At 46.9% G+C, this 18822-nt stretch carries 12 protein-coding genes; 9 read left to right on the forward strand and 3 right to left on the reverse strand.

Features of this window, described 5'->3' with window-relative positions; all coding sequences use genetic code 11:
* The first annotated feature begins 52 nt into the window (after positions 1–52).
* Both QP775_RS12395 and argH read left to right on the forward strand, forming a co-directional pair.
* A complete protein-coding gene (locus tag QP775_RS12395) occupies positions 53–1348 on the forward strand; it encodes an argininosuccinate synthase (protein WP_239328775.1) in 1296 nt (431 codons plus the stop codon).
* A gap of 150 nt (positions 1349–1498) precedes the next feature.
* On the forward strand, positions 1499–2911 hold the full coding sequence (gene argH, locus QP775_RS12400) for an argininosuccinate lyase (RefSeq protein ID WP_239328774.1): 1413 nt from the start codon (positions 1499–1501) through the stop codon (positions 2909–2911).
* 434 nt (positions 2912–3345) lie between these two features.
* Here argH and QP775_RS12405 read toward each other — a convergent pair whose 3' ends face one another.
* Positions 3346–4773, reverse strand: a complete 1428-nt coding sequence (locus tag QP775_RS12405) for a VanW family protein (RefSeq protein WP_285106370.1) — start codon at positions 4771–4773, stop codon at positions 3346–3348.
* A gap of 465 nt (positions 4774–5238) precedes the next feature.
* On the opposite strand from QP775_RS12405, the gene ftsE reads away from it, so the two are divergent.
* The 5 genes from ftsE (at position 5239) to QP775_RS12430 (ending at position 11094) form a co-directional block, all read left to right on the forward strand.
* Positions 5239–5925, forward strand: coding sequence for a cell division ATP-binding protein FtsE (gene ftsE, locus QP775_RS12410; RefSeq protein WP_028543981.1), 687 nt, complete (start codon positions 5239–5241; stop codon positions 5923–5925).
* Entirely contained in the window at positions 5915–6826 is a 912-nt protein-coding gene (ftsX, locus tag QP775_RS12415) for a permease-like cell division protein FtsX (RefSeq protein ID WP_285106373.1), read from the forward strand. Before ftsE ends, ftsX begins: the two co-directional genes overlap by 11 nt.
* Positions 6827–6861: 35 nt before the next feature.
* Positions 6862–8145 carry a murein hydrolase activator EnvC family protein gene (locus QP775_RS12420; RefSeq protein WP_239328771.1) on the forward strand — a complete coding sequence of 428 codons (1284 nt, stop codon included), beginning with the start codon at positions 6862–6864 and terminating at the stop codon, positions 8143–8145.
* Positions 8146–8258: 113 nt separating this feature from the next.
* Positions 8259–9701 carry a S41 family peptidase gene (locus tag QP775_RS12425; protein ID WP_239328770.1) on the forward strand — a complete coding sequence of 481 codons (1443 nt, stop codon included), beginning with the start codon at positions 8259–8261 and terminating at the stop codon, positions 9699–9701.
* Positions 9702–9798: 97 nt separating this feature from the next.
* Positions 9799–11094 carry a PDZ domain-containing protein gene (locus QP775_RS12430; RefSeq protein WP_285106376.1) on the forward strand — a complete coding sequence of 432 codons (1296 nt, stop codon included), beginning with the start codon at positions 9799–9801 and terminating at the stop codon, positions 11092–11094.
* Positions 11095–11414: 320 nt separating this feature from the next.
* Here QP775_RS12430 and QP775_RS12435 read toward each other — a convergent pair whose 3' ends face one another.
* Positions 11415–12293: a flagellar motor protein MotB gene (locus tag QP775_RS12435; RefSeq protein ID WP_285106378.1), complete on the reverse strand. Its 879-nt coding sequence runs from the start codon at positions 12291–12293 to the stop codon at positions 11415–11417.
* Entirely contained in the window at positions 12277–13089 is an 813-nt protein-coding gene (locus tag QP775_RS12440) for a flagellar motor protein (protein WP_239328767.1), read from the reverse strand. Before QP775_RS12440 ends, QP775_RS12435 begins: the two co-directional genes overlap by 17 nt.
* Before the next feature lie 464 nt (positions 13090–13553).
* Here QP775_RS12440 and uvrB point away from each other — a divergent pair, with 464 nt between their 5' ends.
* Positions 13554–15551 (forward strand): excinuclease ABC subunit UvrB, encoded by a 1998-nt coding sequence (gene uvrB / locus QP775_RS12445; RefSeq protein WP_239329199.1) that lies wholly within the window; start codon positions 13554–13556, stop codon positions 15549–15551.
* Positions 15552–15798: 247 nt separating this feature from the next.
* Complete coding sequence (uvrA, locus tag QP775_RS12450; RefSeq protein WP_239328766.1) at positions 15799–18666, forward strand: excinuclease ABC subunit UvrA; 2868 nt, start codon at positions 15799–15801, stop codon at positions 18664–18666.
* Positions 18667–18822: the final 156 nt, after the last annotated feature.

Raw genomic sequence — 18822 nt, forward strand, 5'->3', positions numbered from 1 at the left:
CGTTGTGAGCGTTGGAAGTGATTGGAGAAGAGAGAAGCGGGGGGAGCCTATCATGGCAAAAGATAAGATTGTATTGGCTTATTCAGGCGGTTTGGATACGTCTGTGATTCTAAAATGGTTAAAGGAAACTTATGATGCCGAAATTATTGCGTTTACTGCTGACATTGGACAAAAAGATGAATTAGAAGGTTTGGAAGAGAAGGCGCTTGCTACTGGTGCTTCCAAAGTGTACATTGACGACTTGCGCGATGAATTTGCAAGCGACTTTATATATCCGATGTTTCAGGCGGGGGCTCTATACGAAGGACAATACTTGTTAGGTACGAGTATTGCGCGGCCATTGATCGCTAAGCGTATGGTCGAAATCGCCAAAGCGGAAGGTGCGATAGCGATCGCACATGGCGCGACAGGCAAAGGCAACGACCAAGTTCGCTTTGAGTTGACGGCGGCTTCTTTGGCACCAGAGATCAAGGTGATTGCGCCATGGCGATCTGAAGCGTTCCGTGAACAGTTTCCTGGACGTGCAGAGATGATTGCATATGCTGAGAAGCATGACATTCCGGTGCAGGCATCTGCTGCTAAGCCATACTCGATGGACCGCAACTTGCTCCATATCAGCTTTGAGAGCGGCGTGCTAGAGGACCCTTGGTTTGACCCAAGCGCGGATGAGAACAAGGGGATGTTTGTACTGAGCGTAGCTCCGGAAGACGCGCCTGATGCAGCGGAGTATGTGGAGCTGACATTTGAACAGGGGAACTGTGTAGCCATTAATGGTGAAACGTTAAGCCCACTGCAGGTCATGGAGCAATTAAATGCCATCGGGGGCAAACACGGGATTGGACGTGTGGATATGGTGGAGAATCGCTTCGTAGGCATGAAGAGCCGCGGTGTATATGAGACGCCAGGCGGAACGATTCTGTTTACGGCGCATCGTAAGATGGAGTCATTAACGATGGATCGTGAGGTCATGCATCTGCGCGATTCGTTAATTTCTAAGTATAGTTCCATCGTCTACAACGGCTTTTGGTTTGCGCCGGAGCGGCTGGCGATCCAAGCACTCGTGCAAGAGAGTCAGAAGTATGTCTCGGGGACTGTGCGTTTGAAGCTTTATAAAGGCAATGTAATAGGTGCGGGCGTCCAAAGCGCGGTTAGTTTGTATAACCCTGACATCGCTACAATGGAAGCTGACCCGTCTCAAGCCTATGATCAGAATGACGCGACAGGGTTTATCCATCTGAATGCATTGCGTCTCAAAGTTGCTTCTGGAGTGCACGGCATAAGTGTGCATGGTGTGGAATTAAAGCTTGATCAGAAGGCGACGGCAGTTGAAGCGTCAATGTCCAAGTAAGCTGCAGGGCAGGGGGGAAGTATAGAAATTAAGACTTTCTCCTTGCTGTATCAGTTGGAACCGGGAATAGTGTTGATTCTATATTCCAGCACTGGCTCGTTACAGAAGTAGAAAACGTATACCTGTGGAAAGCGGTTAGGGGGAAGTTATTTGAGCAAACTATGGGGCGGACGGTTTACAAAACAGACAGATGAACTAGTGGAGCAGTATACCGCATCGATTTCATTTGATCAGCAATTGGCGGAAGAAGATATTCAAGGCAGTCTAGCACACGTCACAATGCTTGGCCGTTGTGGTATTGTCCCACAAGAAGATGTAGAGCAGATTCAGCAAGGCTTGGCACAAGTGTTGGAATTGATCCGCAGCAAAGAGATGGTGTACTCCGTTTCGGATGAAGATATTCATATGAATATTGAGAAGAAACTCATTGAGTTAATTGGTCCTGTTGGCGGTAAGCTGCATACGGGGCGCAGCCGCAACGATCAGGTGGCGACAGATATGCATCTCTATTTGCGCAAGCATGTCGTTATTTTTGTTGAACTATTGTCGAAGCTGCAGATCGCACTGATGGAGCAGGCGAAGGCCAATTACGATACGATTGTACCCGGATATACACATTTACAGCGTGCGCAGCCAATCTTATTTGCCCACCACCTGATGGCGTATGTATCGATGTTTGAACGTGATATTGAACGCTTGCAAGACAGCTATAAGCGTATCAATACGCTTCCACTAGGAGCTGGGGCATTGGCTGGCACTACGTTTCCGATTGACCGTCATGATGTGGCTGAGCAACTCGGCTTTGAACGTGTGTACGAGAACAGCTTGGATGCTGTGAGTGATCGTGACTTTATCGTCGAGTTTCTATCGAATGCCTCGATGGTAATGATGCACTTGTCTCGCCTATGTGAAGAGTTGGTACTATGGTCCAGTACAGAATTCCAATTTGTCGAACTCGACGATGCATTCTGTACAGGTTCGAGTATTATGCCGCAGAAAAAGAACCCTGATGTCGCTGAGTTAGTTCGCGGTAAGACTGGTCGGGTATATGGCAATCTCGTAGGAATGCTGACCGTACTGAAGTCGCTGCCGCTTGCTTATAACAAGGATATGCAAGAAGACAAAGAAGGGATGCTGGACACCGTCTCCACCTTGGATGGTGCCTTGCGCTTGTTTGCTCCGATGATTGCCACGATGAAGGTGAACCGTGATCGGATGCGTCAAGCGGTTCGGCAGGATTTCTCAAACGCTACCGATATCGCTGATTTCTTGGTGAACAAGGGTCTGCCTTTCAGGCAGGCACATGAAGTAATCGGGAAGACAGTACTGTACTGTATTCAGAAAAATGTGTACCTGCTTGATCTATCATTGGAGGAGTTTAAGCAGTTCTCGCCATTGTTTGATGAGACGATTTATGAAGTCCTTCAACCGGAGCAGGTTGTGAATGCCCGTAATGTGTACGGTGGAACGGCTACCGTACAGGTACAGGCGGCAGTCGGACGTGCAAGCGAGGCGCTCAAAAAAACCGAATCGTGGCTTGTTGAGCACGAAAACAGGTTTTAACTTGTAATGATCGCTAAAAGGAAATTATGGCGTAAAGTGATCCTAATTAAACGTTTGAAGTGATAGCAAGAAGCATGGGGCAGATGGTAAAGGTATTTTCAGTTTACCTTACATTTATGTGCCTCATTTAGAAGGGAATGCGTTTAAGCAGCGCGTGATCCTGCTAAGAAGTAAATGAATTGGCTTCAGCCGCGCGTTAATAGGGTCCTGTGAGGCCTCACGCGTGTGCGCTGATGCAGCGATAGGGGCTGTTCCTGAGAGGTGTCACTACACCTGCATGGAACAGCCCCTTTTCATATGGGAATTAATGTGATGCCAATCATTACTCATGTTGATGCCTGAATATACGGCAGTTTTACCAGGGGATAGAAAGAGTAATCATCTGTTATGGGTGAAAGAGCAGTAGTAATAAAAATGAAAATGGATCTATTCATTTATCTGAAGTTTGGCCCATTAACACCGTCCTCTACAATTGGTTTCTGTTCGTTTGGTGCTTGGTGAAGACCATTTTCACCAGAGTTGATCGCGATAAGCGTAGGCTGTGCGCGGTACGTATCTATAGCCATACGCTCGCGAGATACTTCTTTGCCGTTAAGCATTTTAATCCGATAGGATTCAACGGTGTATCCCTTCTTGCCTCGCTGCAGCGTTTCTTGTGTCCCAATTGGGAGATCGCTGTTTTTGACATACTTCACAGTAGGTTCCAATACTTTAACTGTTTTTGTCTCCATTTTGTACGTAATGCTGCCATCCATCGTGCCAAACAATTTGACTGTCATTTTTTCGTGTTCCGTCGAAGTACGAATGAGCAGATTTTTTTCAGTAGTATTTTTAAATTTGAAATTAATATAACCTTGCGAGAAGGTTGCATCCAGACCCAAAGGCAGATAAGCGACTGGCATCGAGTGATTGCGCCGCTCCACGATGTCAAGACCGGTACGCAGTACAGCGTTATAGAGTGTACTCGACACTTGACAGATTCCACCGCCTATTCCAGGAACGAGTTTGCCATTCAAAATGACGGGGGCTTCTTTGAATCCATACAAGCGCTCCGTTTTGGCGATTACTTTATCGTAGTCGAATACCTCTCCTGGCTTTAGGATCATATCATCAATAGTTTTGGCGGCAGCATTTACATTATGAATTCGACCTGCATCACCAGGTCGAAGAAAGGTAGATACTTCGATAATTTTACGCTCGATGCCTTCATTTTGAAGCGTCTCTAAAGTAATCGCCGCACTTGCCTGCACCAGCGGGACCTCAATCGTCAGCCGCTGATCCAGGCTCCAATCCGAAGGAATAGCCACACGAATAAGCTGCTCCATCTGCATTCGGTCAAGCCGGTATACTTTTTTGTCAGGCGTATACGCCACTTGGTCCGCAGCTGTAATCTCACGCCGAGCATTAACAGGCTTGCCAAAAGTCTGGGTTTCCCAAGCAGAATTAAATCGCTGTTTCCATATGTTATTATTCCATGTAAATCCGAGTGCCCACGTTTCTTTAAAAGTACGTCGGGCTTGGAAACGTTCCCATAAGCTTCCTGTGAAGAGTTTGTCTAGGGCTAGCAGCAGCGGTTTGGAATCATAGCGAACACCAAGGTCTTTTAATGTAGTCTGCACGGGGTTAAGGTTGGCCCCTTTAAATATAAATTGAACTGGAGTCTGCTCTAATTTTTTAATTTTATTTAGTAGTTCAGTTTCAAATGACTGCCGCTCCATACCGCCAATCAGCCAGCTTGACAAGTGTACTCTGGGAGGTAGAGCGGTAGTATTCACATAATGGTTTGCCCAACCCCATACTGCTCCTGTAGCAATTAGCAGGAGCAGTATGCCCCCTAACAACCAACTTAACCACTTCTTCACACGACAGCCTCCTGTCTACTGACACCATGATCCCTTTACCCCCTGTGGGACATGCCTTATCGACACCATGACCTGCACATTGCATGGGTGCGCCTTTTCTTAATGCAAAATGGTCATAGCTTCAGCCATATAAGGATTGTTATGTGAACATGTATATGCAGGAGAAGTCTAAATCTTTACCTCTTTCAAGGCAGCGAACAGGGACTAAATACAGAAGCAGGATAAGGTTTAAACCTCGACATTTCACAAGTGAATATCTTTATTTTTGCAATAAACCCGTCTATCCAAGTCGAAATACAAAGGACTACAATGGAAGCCTACAGTAGGCGACATTTTCCCGGGAAATAATGTTTCCTTGCAGCTGGAAAAGTAAAAAGATGTTGAAAATCGAAATTAATTAAAGGAATTGAGGTAGCTATGTCGAATATATATAAGCTGATTTTATACACGTAGGAAGTGATTCGCTTGATCGAAATGCAAGACGTATGGAAGACGTATACGGACGGATCGCATGCACTGCGCGGCGTCTCGGTTCGTATCGAGAAGGATGAGTTTGTATATTTGGTGGGACCGTCGGGTGCGGGTAAATCAACATTTATGAAATTGATTTATAGAGAAGAAGTGCCGACCAAAGGACAGATATCGGTAAATGGCTTTAACATCGGCAAGTTAAAGCACCGGAAAATTCCTTTTGTTCGCCGCAATATTGGGGTCATATTTCAAGACTTTAGATTATTGCCTAAGATGACCGTTTATGAAAATGTCGCATTTGCGATGGAAGTTATTGAAGCACCCAAGAAAGTCATCAAGCGCCGAGTACCTGAAGTGCTGGAGCTTGTAGGTTTGAAGCATAAGGTGAACAGCCTGCCGGCACAGTTGTCGGGGGGCGAACAGCAGCGCATTGCGATTGCACGTGCTATCGTCAACAATCCGTCAGTTATAGTAGCAGATGAACCGACAGGCAATCTGGACCCCGAGACATCATGGGGGATTATGAAGCTGCTCGAAGAGATTAATTATCGAGGCACTACGATTGTGATGGCAACACACAACAAAGACATCGTGAATACCATTCGCAGACGAGTGATTGCGATCGAGCATGGCCATATAGTTCGCGATGTAGTACGGGGGGATTACGGTTATGACAATTAACACAGTCACCCGTCACATACGCGAGGGCGGAAAGAGTATTTTTCGAAATGGGTGGATGTCGATTGCCTCGATAAGCTCCATTGTCATTTCGTTGTTTATTTTAGGTGTGTTTATTTTACTGTCTTTTAACTTGAATACGTTAACGAAGCAGATTGACAGCCAAGTGCAGATTCGGGTGTTTCTTCAATTAAATACGACTAAAGAACAGATGGAATTGCTGCAAACAGACATTGGGAATATGTCGGAGGTCAGCAAGGTGACACCGATATCCAAAGCTGAGGGGATGAAGCTGCTCCAGCAAAGTCTTGGTGAGGACGGCAAAGAATTGTTGAAAGGTTATACCGAGAAGACCAATCCTTTGCCGGATTCCATGACTGTAGATGTGTATAATCCGGACACAGTGCCGATGGTAGCCAAGAAGATTCAGGCGCTGAATGATACGAACAGCGAGAAGCCGATCTGGCAGGTAAAGTACGGCAAAGGTACGGTTGAGAAACTGTTTAAGATTACAGAGACGATTCGTAATGTAGGCTTAATCTTAGTTGCTGGACTGACTGTCACGGCTATGTTCCTCATATCCAATACGATAAAAGTGACCATTATGGCCCGTCAACGCGAAATCGGCATCATGAAGCTGGTAGGGGCAACGAATTCCTTCATCCGCTGGCCCTTCTTTATTGAGGGGATGTTGATTGGATTGCTGGGATCGCTTATTACGCTTGCCGTTTTATTTGTTGGTTATCACCAGCTTATATTAGCTTCGCAGAGCGGCATGCAATTTATCCAGCTGATTCCATTGCAAGAACTGTGGTTACTGCTGACTGGGTTGTTGGTTGTACTTGGTGTATTAATAGGAGTATGGGGCAGCACTCTTTCTATTCGTAAATTTTTGAAAGTCTAAACCATCTACAGATCGATTCGATTGGAGGACCCGTCTTGAAAAAGAAATGGTTGTTGCTCGTATTGAGCTGTATGCTGTTGTTCACTATGGTGTCCCCGTCAACGGGGCAAGCTTCGGAAATGAGCAAAGTAAACAAAGAATTAAGAGCGCTGCAGCAGCAGATGAAAACTGCCGAGAACAAGCAGCAGCAGGCTGAAGATACACGTGCTGAAGCGGAATCGGGCAAGAAGAAGACGCAGTCTGATATGCAAGTGATTGTGAAACAGATCGATAAGAAGGCTAATGAGTTGGCTTCTGTATCTACACAGATTGACGAGTCGGAGACCAATCTGGAGGAGAATGCGAAGCAGCTTGAAGATGCAAACCTTCGGATTGCTGATCGTGAGAAGCTGCTCGATGCTCGTGTGCAGCTGATGTATACGAACGGTAATGTCTCTTACCTTGACGTATTGTTTAGCTCGACTAGCTTTATGGACTTCTTGGACCGACTCAGCTCGTTGGAGCAAATCGCTAACCAGGATAAGCAAATACTGGCGGAGCATAAGCGGGACAAGCAGCTTGTGCTGGAAAAGAAAAAAGAGATTGAGGACGAGCTTAAGCGCGTCCGACTTCTATATGCTAAGCTGGAGCAGACCAAGTTGGAGCTAATGAAGCAAGAACGTGAGAAGGAAGTTATGATTGCAAGCTTCGACCAACAAATTGAGGAATCTCATGGTTTAAGTGAAGAACAGGACCGCTTGCTGGTCGAATTTGCGATGAAGCGTTCTGAATTGATGTCCAAGAAGAAGAAGATAGCGGATCAGGAAGAAGCTGAACGAAGAGCGAGAGAAGAAGCGGCCAGAAGAGAGCGGGAGCAATCCGGTTCCAACTCTGGAAGTGATTCAGGCTCGAGCTCCGGATCTAATGGTGCTTATTCTGGCGGCAAACTGGGTGTTCCGCTTCGTGCAGAATATTATATTTCATCTCCATTTGGCTCAAGGGTAGATCCAATTACGGGCAGCCGCGGGGCGTTCCATAGTGGTTTAGATATGGCTACACCGGGTGGTACAAACATTTATGCTGCGGATGACGGCGTCGTCATTTTAGCAGAATGGTGGAGCGGTTATGGCTATTGTGTCATTATTGACCATGGCAATGGCTTATGGACTCTCTATGGTCATATTCGTCAAGGCGGTATTAAGGTCGATAAAGGGCAGGATGTCAAACGTGGCGAGAAGATCGCAGAGGTTGGCGCAACAGGACGCGCGACGGGTAACCACTTGCATTTTGAGGTCCGTTTGAATGGAGAGAAAGTAGATCCAGCGCCGTATTTGAAATAAAAATAGATATGTTGGCATATAATAGTGAGTGTTCAAACACATGCTCTCATGTGAACAATGACTGATAGAGTAGTTTGACATCAGCATGCGGACGAGATAAGGGCGGTGATCTTATGAATTTTAAAGGACGTACAGTTGCAGTCATGGTTGGGACTGCAATTGTAGTTAGCAGTCTGCTCACCATGACAGCAAAGGATCTGCCGATATTCGCCAGCAGTGGACAGGCTAGCGCAGGCAGCGGGGGACTATCGACAAAAGAAGTTCAGAAGCTGAGCTCGGTGCTGCAGGTCATTGAAAGCAAATACTTCAAAGAAGTAGACCGTAACAAGCTGGTCAATGGTGCTGTGGAGGGGATGTTTACTGCTTTAGGAGACCCTTATTCCACTTACATGCAGAAGCAGGAAGCAGATAGCTTTAATGTTAGCGTTGAGGGCGGGTTCACAGGTATTGGGGCCGAGGTGTCGATGGAAGAAGGCAATGTCACGATTGTGTCCCCTATTAAAGATACGCCTGCTGAACGAGCAGGGCTGAAGCCCAAAGATGTGCTGATTTCGGTTGATGGGACTAATCTGACTGGCTTAACGTTAAATCAGGCGGTAGAGAAGATTCGTGGACCTCGGGGCAGCACGGTCAAGATTGAAGTTAAACGACCAGGCTCACCCGATACGATGACGTTTAATATCGTTCGAGACAAGGTAGATTTAGAAACGGTATATCCTTCAATGCTGGAAGGCAAAGTGGGATACATCGAGATCCGTCAGTTCTCAACGAATACACACGAGCATTTCGTAAAAGCGCTGGATGATTTGGAAGCGAAGGGTATGAAGGGCTTAGTTATCGATGTGCGCAACAATCCAGGCGGCGTGCTCGATATCGTGGAAAAGATGACACAGCCGTTTATCCAGAAAGGCAAGCCTCTGCTGCAAGTGGAATACCGCAATAAGGAACGGGAAGTGCACAAGTCGGAGGGAACGGCTAAGCCGAAAACTTACCCGATTGCGATTCTGACGAATAAGGGCAGTGCAAGTGCTTCCGAGATTATGGCTAGTGCATTGCAGGAGTCTGCAGGCGTTAAGATAGTGGGCGAGCATACTTTTGGTAAAGGTACTGTGCAGACAAGTTACACGACAAGCGGCGATGAAGGCAGTCTGATCAAGATTACGATTGCCAAATGGCTGACTCCTAAAGGTAACTGGATTCACCAAAAAGGAATTGAACCAGACGTTCCTGTGAAGCAGCCGGATTACTTTAATGCTGCGCCAGTTGTTAAAGACAAGACGTTAAAGCTGGATATGAACTCCTCCGACGTACAAAACGTACAGGTTATACTCGGTGGACTAGGCTATAAGCTGGATCGTAAAGATGGTTATTTCTCAGCCAGTACGGAGACGGCGTTGAAGGCTTTCCAGAAGCAGCATACGTTGACAGCTAACGGTCAAGTTGACAAACAAACAGCTGAGAAGCTGGAACTAGAAATTATAAAAGCGATGCGCGAACCTAAAAATGACGCTCAATTAAAAGCAGCGATTCAAACCGTGCAGAAGGAAATTCGCTAACGATTGTCGAATAGTAAGAAGGTCGCAAGCTACTCGCTTCGGCCTTCTTCTTTTTTGGGCTTGATTTTAGAACGATACGCGGAAAGGAGCGAATAATGTGGACATTGCCCTTGAATTCGGCTATCGTGTTGCGTGGGCCTTATTACAATTGCTGCTGTCGCCATTCTATTGGCTGTCAGTCGTATTTATTGCTATACATTATCGTAGACAAATGCTGCTCGAAAGACGATTATTCTCAGTGAAGATGCATAGCTGGATTGAGCAGACCTGGCGTGCTTGGCTGGGGGGGATGCTCGCAGGTTTATGCGTATCTGCAGCCTCCATCGGACTTGGTATTACCATTCCGCAGTCGATTGTGTTCTTATTATGGGGTATCAGCATCGTGCTGTTGTTGTTCCGTGTGAGGATGCTGTGTCTTGCTTATGCAGCGGGTGTAGCAGCACTTGGTCAGACGGTACTGCGCTTCATGCCGGACTGGAATCCGGAAGGCTGGATGGGAATGCTAACAGCAGACCTGCGCGGGATGAATGCAGCAGGATTGTTGGTACTTGTTGCGCTGCTGCATGCTGCAGAGGCTTGGCTTGTGCGCAAACAGGCGCCCACGTTTGCGAGTCCTTTATTTATGGAAAGCAAGCGTGGTCGAATTGTGGGGGCCTATCAGATGCAGACGCTTTGGCCAATTCCGTTATTCTTGTTGTTTCCAGCGGTTACAGCAGGCGAGCAGCTTCCATGGACACCGCTATTAAGCGGAGACATTTGGCAGCAGGGCTGGATGTTGATGGCTTTTCCCGTGATGATTGGTTTCTCGGAGCTAACGTATACTTATCTACCACAAGAGAAAGCAGCTGTAACATCATCCCGTTTGTTTATGTACGCTGTTGCGTTGTTGGCTGTGTCACTTTTAGCCAATTGGTGGACACCGCTAATAGCCGTGGCTGGTCTCATTGCAATCGGTATGCATGAATGGCTGATTTGGCAAAGCAAGTTTGAAGAATCAGGTAGAAGTCCTATTCTTACGCATGATCGGAACGGGCTGCGAGTTCAAGCCGTTCTGCCTGGCAGTCCGGCTGAGGAACTAGGCATTCGCGTAGGTGAACTGATTTCTAAAGTGAATGGTATTCCCGTGCGGACAAAGGAAGAGCTCCATCAAGCACTACGATCCAGCGCGGCTTTTTGCAAGCTTGAGGTATATAACAACAGCGGTGATCTGAAATTTGTGCAGCGTGCGGTGTATGCAGGAGAACATCATCAGTTGGGTGTACTGCTTGCCCCGGATGACGATGTGAATTATGTCGCGGTTACGAAGCCAGCTTCATTATTGCATTTGTTGTCAGCGCCTTGGAAGAGATCTGGGTATGCAGGTATCACGAAAGACAAGGAATCATCCGCATAATACGAACGCTCATTTCTGTGGAGAAGTGAGCGTTTTCTTATTTTATAAGGTAGAATCGGTCATTTTATTGTGAATTGGGGATAACTTATTCGAAAAACATCGAATCTGTCAACAAGTTGTTAACAAACTGTGGGTAAGATAGTACAAAACGTGAATAACTTTTAATTAGATGTGTACAATTTGTTTATAAAATGTGGCGCTTCTTCTACCTATACGTCATCAGCTGGGATGCTTCATCAGCGTCAAGATTGGGTTAGATATAGCAACAGGGCCGTTCTTATAAAAAGTGACTTATAAGAACGGCCCTGTTAAGGTTTGAACTATGTGGATGGCTGTACGACGTTTCGTAGAATAATGATTTCGACACGTCGGTTTTTCTGACGCCCGGTGTCTGAATCGTTGGAAGCCACAGGACGTGTATCCCCATAACCTGCGATTTGGAACTGAGCACTGTCCAGATTCTTCTCATCTACGAAGAATCGTAGGACCGAAAGAGCACGTTCGGCAGATAATGCCCAGTTGTCCTTAAAACGACCGCCCGAGGCCATTTTCAGGTTGTCTGTATGTCCTTCAATACTAATTGTTGTATTCAGCTTGCTGAATAGACTGGCTAGCTTGTCCAATGTCGGTGTCGCCAAGCTTGTTAGCTCCGCTCTACCCAGTGAGAACAATAAACGGTCACTTAGTCTTATTTCGATACCTTTAGGTGTATCCGTGACGCTAAGGGCGTCGTGCAGCTTATTGTCCTCAATATATTGTTGGATAACGGACATCGTCTGCTGCAGCATCTCCTCCTGCTTACGGAATGCAAGATCCTTTTCCGTAATTTGACCAATCATCACAGCTTGCTTGTTTGGATCAGCATCTTGAGCCGCATTAGCTTGCATTTTGTTCATCTTGGCGTTTATTTGGTCACCAGTTGCTCCATCTTTCTTGGTGTTAATAGCCCCTGTCTGGCCAGGCTTGGTATAAGCACCGTCAAGAATACCTGATCCTTTTGGCAGCTGCCCGTCACCGCTGCGGAACGTAGTCTGCAACGTCTCGGATAATGACTCATATTTGACTAAGTCCACTTGACTCATCGCATACATGACTACAAAAAATATTAATAATAAAGTGATAAGATCCGAATAGGTAATCAGCCAGCGTTCGTGATTCTCAGCGGACTGACCCCGCCGGGTTCTACTTTTGCGTCTCATATGTCATCCCCCGCTTCATCTCAGGCACACGCTGCAACGGTTGTATGGCATCTTCACCTTGCATAAAGGAGCTGAGCTTTTTACGGATAATTTGCGGGTTCTCTCCGGCTTGTACGGCAAGTACGCCAAACTGAAGCATTTCCATCTCGCGTATCATCTGCTCGCTTCGGGTCTTAATCTTCGATGCAATCGGCAAATATATTACGTTAGCTGTCGCAACACCATATAAAGTAGCCGTAAATGCAACCGCTATGGAAGGTCCGAGCATGGTGGGATCATTTAGATTACTCAGCACGTGAATAAGACCCATAACGGTTCCGATAATCCCCATTGTTGGCGCGTAGCCGCCAGCGGCTTCAAATATTTTAGCGTAACCATCATGTTTGTGCTCAACAGCATCCATATCGATATCAAGGATCTGTTTAATGAGCTCCGGGTCAGTTCCATCTACAACCATCATCATGCCGTCGCGAAGGAAGGGATTCTTGTGCTTCTGTACCATATCTTCAAGGGCCAATACGCCATCGCGGCGTGCTTGTGTGCCCATAGCAACGATATCGTCAATAAGGCGTGGCATTTGGGTAGGTGTCTGACGGAATGCCAACTTCAAGGCTTGCGGAATGCTGCGTAGACGATTGCCGGGGAAGCTGACAACAACAGCTGCAAATGTTCCTCCGAATACGATCAGGGCCGCAGTTGCCTCCCATAATCCGCTGAGGTTGCCTCCTTCTAAAAGGAATCCGCCGATCAAAGCGACGAGTCCCGCTATAATGCCAATTAAAGTTGTCTTATCCATGCTATAATCCATCCTCCTGATGCAGTTCCCATTTGCAACCAATCGAAGTTAAGAGTATAATAAACGGGAACAAACATTCTTATTTTATGTTGTATACGGACGTGCATTGAACGCTTATGCGGTTAGCCTTGAGGAATCAAGGTATGATACATTTATCGGGTGTTTTGATCATAAAGTTTAGCGTTTTTACTTATTGACGGGCATTTGCTACTGAAGGCCTACCTATGTATGAATGGTTGCGGTTCAAGGCTTGTCGTACTGGGAGTTCGGGTATTTCTTTATGCCTACACTTATACTTTTATACTGGTTCTCCGATGAAGAATGAACATACAGACTTTAACGTGGAGAGCTTCACATTAATATTACTTGTGTCACAAGAATGAAGAGACATGTCTATGAATAGGGCAGTCTGGGGTAATGCTGTAATAAGGAACATTGATGAAGGGTGCGGTGATGAGATTAACATGGCAGATATTCAAGTGTCCTCGAAGCGTTTCGAGCTTGTGTCTGAGTTTGAACCGCAAGGCGATCAGCCGAAAGCGATCGACAAGCTGGTAGAAGGGCTGCACGCAGGCAAGCGATATCAGACATTGCTTGGTGCGACAGGAACAGGGAAGACTTTTACGGTAGCGCAGACTATAGCTGCAGTGAACCGTCCAACGTTGGTTATTGCACACAATAAGACGCTGGCAGCGCAATTATGCAGTGAATTCAAGGAATTCTTCCCGAATAATGCGGTAGAGTATTTTGTTAGTTATTACGATTATTATCAGCCTGAAGCCTACATCCCTTCATCGGATACGTTTATCGAGAAGGATTCAAGCATTAATGACGAGATTGATAAGCTGCGCCACTCTGCCACATCAGCTTTGTTCGAACGGCGGGATGTTATTATTGTAGCAAGTGTCTCATGTATTTATGGCCTGGGATCACCGATTGAGTACGGGAATCTGGTATTGTCACTGCGTACTGGAATGGAGCGCTCGCGTAATGACATCCTGGCAAGATTAGTAGACATTCAATATCAGCGGAATGACTTGAACTTTATTCGTGGTACATTTCGGGTGCGTGGAGATGTCGTTGAGATCTTCCCGGCTTCCAAGAGTGAGCACGCGGTGCGCGTAGAGTTGTTTGGCGACGAGATCGAACGAATTACCGAAATAGATGTGCTGACAGGTGAGATTATCGCTGAACGTGATCATATTGCGATTTTCCCTGCCTCTCACTTCGTGACGGCTGAAGAGACGATGAAGCGGGCGCTTGTTGACATTGAGCGTGAACTGGAAGAGCGACTTGCTGAGCTTCGGGAAGCCAACAAGCTGCTGGAAGCTCAAAGGCTGGAGCAGCGTACGCGATATGATATCGAGATGATGCAGGAAGTAGGGTTCTGCTCGGGGATTGAGAACTACTCCGGTCCGTTGACATTCCGTGAGCGCGGAGCTACACCATATACGCTGCTTGATTATTTCCCGGAAGATTTCCTTGTGGTGGTAGATGAGTCTCACGTCTCTCTTCCCCAGATACGCGGTATGTTTAACGGTGACAGGGCCCGCAAGACGGTGCTCGTGGAGCACGGCTTCCGTCTCCCATCGGCGTTGGATAACCGACCGCTGCAGTTTGATGAGTTTGAGCAGAAGGTAGGCCAGGCCCTCTTTATCTCGGCTACGCCAGGTCCGTTTGAGTTAGAGCACTGCCCGCAGATGATCGAGCAGATTATTCGTCCAACGGGACTGCTTGATCCTATCATTGAAGTACGTCCTACTAAGGGACAAATTGATGATCTGATCAGCGAGATTCGGATACGGCTGGATAAGGACGAACGTGTACTTGTTACGACGCTGACAAAGAAGATGTCGGAGGATTTGACGGACTATTTGAAAGAGATTGGCATCAAGGTGCGCTATCTGCATTCGGATATTAAGACACTGGAGCGGATGATGCTACTGCGGGATCTTCGTCTCGGGGTGTATCATGTATTGATTGGCATTAACCTTCTGCGGGAAGGACTTGATCTTCCCGAAGTTTCGCTGGTTACGATACTGGATGCTGACAAAGAAGGCTTCTTGCGTGCAGAGCGCTCATTAATCCAGACGATTGGTCGTGCGGCGAGGAATGCGGAAGGTCGCGTTATTATGTATGGTGACAAGATTACCGATTCCATGGGCAAAGCGATCAAGGAGACTGCACGACGCCGGGAGATTCAGATTGCTTACAATGAAGCACATGGTATAACACCACAGACAATACGGAAGAAGATACGTGATGTTATTGAAGCTACTAAGTCAGCAGAGTCGAAGTCGGAGTTCTCTGCGGATAAAGGCATAGATAAGATGTCGAAGAAAGATCGCCAATCGTTAATTCAACGCTTGGAGAAGGAAATGAAAGATGCCGCGAAGAACATGCAGTTTGAGCGTGCTGCTGAACTGCGTGACGCTCTGCTTGAACTGCGGGCGATGGATTAATTGAAACAGAACACGTCATAAAGGGTCGTTTGTGATGCGTTTGTATCTTTGACCACTCCGTATAAGTATGCTGTGAAAGTATATTACAGCCGAGGCAATCATCCAGGCTCCGGTACGAGATACGGCTGAGGAAAATGGTGAGGGCGATATCGTCCCGATTGTTTCTATGATAAGTGCCTCAATTCGTAATGATTAAATAAATGCTAATGAAGTGGTTCGAGTGGACCTAGAGCGGGAGGATAAAGCGGTGGCAAGTGATTCAATCGTAATCAAAGGGGCTCGTGCCCACAATTTAAAAAATATCGATGTAACGATTCCGCGTGACAAGTTTGTGGTTTTAACAGGATTAAGTGGCTCCGGTAAATCATCCCTGGCTTTTGACACGATCTATGCGGAAGGACAGCGTCGTTATGTAGAGTCGCTGTCTGCTTATGCGAGGCAGTTTCTAGGGCAGATGGAGAAGCCGGACGTTGATTCTATAGATGGCTTATCGCCTGCAATCTCTATTGACCAGAAGACGACAAGCCGCAATCCGAGGTCCACAGTAGGGACAGTCACGGAGATTTACGATTATTTGCGTTTGTTATTTGCGCGAATCGGTCACCCACATTGTCCTGAGCATGGTATAGCGATTACGTCGCAGACGGTAGAGCAGATGGTGGACCGTATTATGGAATACCCGGAACGTACCAAGCTGCAGCTGCTTGCCCCTATTATATCTGGTCGTAAAGGGGAGCATAAGACAGTATTTGCCGATATTCAGAAGCAAGGCTTTGTACGGGTACGTGTAGACGGAGAACTAAGAGAAGTCGCGGATCCTATTGAATTGGAGAAGAATAAGAAACACAACATTGAGGTCGTGGTGGACCGTATTGTCGTGAAAGAAGACGTTCAAGCCCGGCTTGCGGACTCAATCGAGACTGCGTTGAACCTTTCTGGAGGCAAACTGATTGTCGATATTATTGATCAGGAAGAGCTTGTGTTCAGTTCAAATTTGGCTTGTCCGACTTGCGGATTTAGTATCGATGAACTGGCACCACGGATGTTCTCATTTAATAGTCCGTTTGGAGCCTGCCCGGAATGTGACGGACTCGGCTTGAAGATGATTGTGGATTCAGAGCTGTTAGTGCCGGATGGCAGCAAGTCTATTGATGATGGCGCGTTTGAGGCATGGGCAGGCAGTACGTCGAATTATTATCCTCAATTTCTGCAGGCCGTGTGTGAGCACTACAGTATTCCGACGGATTTACCGGTGTCTCAGCTGGAGCCAGAACATATGACAAAGCTGCTGCATGGTACCGGTAATGAGAAGATCCGCTTCCTATACGAGAATGACTTTGGCCATAAGAAGGAAGCGCAGGTTACGTTTGAAGGGATTATTCACAATCTGGAACGCCGTTATCGTGAGACAGCCTCTGAGGGAATTCGCGAGTTCATTGAAGGGTTTATGAGCGCGAAGCCATGTGGCTCTTGCAAAGGTCATCGCCTGCGGAAAGAGAGCTTGGCCGTTACGATAGGCGAACAGAACATGGCATACGTGACGTCGTTATCTATTGGTGAAGCGCAGCGTTTCTTTGAATTGTTAAAGCTTTCTGCGAAGGAAATGCTAATCGCAAATCTCATTTTAAAGGAAATTAATGCACGTTTAGGATTCTTGGTTAATGTTGGTTTGGAGTATCTAACACTGAATCGTGCTGCAGGTACCTTGTCTGGTGGAGAAGCACAGCGAATTCGCTTAGCTACACAGATCGGTTCAAGTCTGATGGGTGTCCTTTATATATTGGACGAGCCGAGTATCGGCCTGCACCAACGCGATAATGATCGTCTGATTCAGACGCTGGAGCATATGCGTAATCTGGGCAATACATTGATTGTGGTAGAGCATGATGAAGACACGATGCTGGCCGCGGACTACATTATTGATATTGGGCCGGGAGCGGGCATGCATGGTGGCACGGTGATTGCACAAGGAACACCGCAAGAGGTAATGGCAAGCGAGCATTCGTTAACAGGCCAATATTTAAGCGGGCGTAAGTTTATTCCTGTACCGCTGAATCGACGTAAGTCAGATGGCCGCTGGTTGGAGATTCGCGGTGCCAAGGAGAATAATCTGCGCAGCGTAAACGTTAAGATTCCACTGGGGATGTTTACGGCTGTAACGGGAGTATCCGGTTCGGGCAAATCGACTCTTATTAATGAAATCCTGTATAAGACACTTGCGCGTGACTTGAATAAAGCTAAGGTACGCCCAGGTGAACACAAAGAGATTCGCGGCTTGGAGCTTATTGACAAAGTTATTGATATCGATCAATCGCCAATCGGTCGTACGCCTCGTTCCAACCCTGCCACGTATACGGGTGTATTTGATGATATTCGCGATTTGTTCTCTACTACGAATGAAGCGAAGATTCGCGGCTACAAAAAGGGACGGTTCAGCTTCAACGTTAAGGGTGGGCGCTGTGAGGCTTGTCGTGGTGATGGGATTATTAAGATTGAGATGCACTTCCTTCCGGATGTGTATGTACCGTGTGAGATATGCAAAGGCAAGCGCTACAACCGCGAGACATTGGAAGTGAAATATAAAGGCAAGAATATTTCTGATGTTCTGGATATGACGATTGAAGTTGCGGTTGACTTCTTCCAGAACGTACCGCGTATTCACCGTAAGATTCAGACCCTTATGGATGTAGGCTTGGGGTATATGAAGCTAGGACAGCCGGCAACCACTTTGTCGGGTGGTGAGGCACAACGCGTTAAGCTTGCTGCTGAACTCTACCGCCGCAGTACAGGGCGGACTTTATACATTTTGGACGAGCCTACAACAGGCCTACACGTTGCCGATATCGATCGGCTGCTTGAGGTGCTGCATCGTCTCGTTGATTCTGGTGAGAGTGTGCTTGTAATCGAGCACAATCTGGACGTAATTAAGACGGCTGACCATGTCATTGATCTCGGTCCGGAAGGCGGCAGCGGCGGTGGTATGATCGTTGGGCAAGGATCTCCTGAAGAGGTTGTAGAGGTAGATGCTTCGTATACAGGACGCTACCTGAAGCCTATTCTAGCACGTGATCGCCTGCGCACCGAACAGGCGCAAGAGTTGGCTGCACATACGTAAATGGTTAAGATGGCAGCTCAGTTTACAGGGTATTGCTTATCGAAAGGAGTCCTGCGGGGCTCCTTTCTTAGTATAAAAGTAGTGGATGTTGATCCTAGGAAGTGAGGTGCAGTATCAGCTCAGCTTGGTACAAGTTCATGCTGCATTTTATCAAAA

Origin of the sequence: Paenibacillus sp. UMB4589-SE434 (genome assembly GCF_030226685.1) — a bacterium.
Taxonomy (GTDB): Bacteria; Bacillota; Bacilli; order Paenibacillales; family Paenibacillaceae; genus Paenibacillus_B.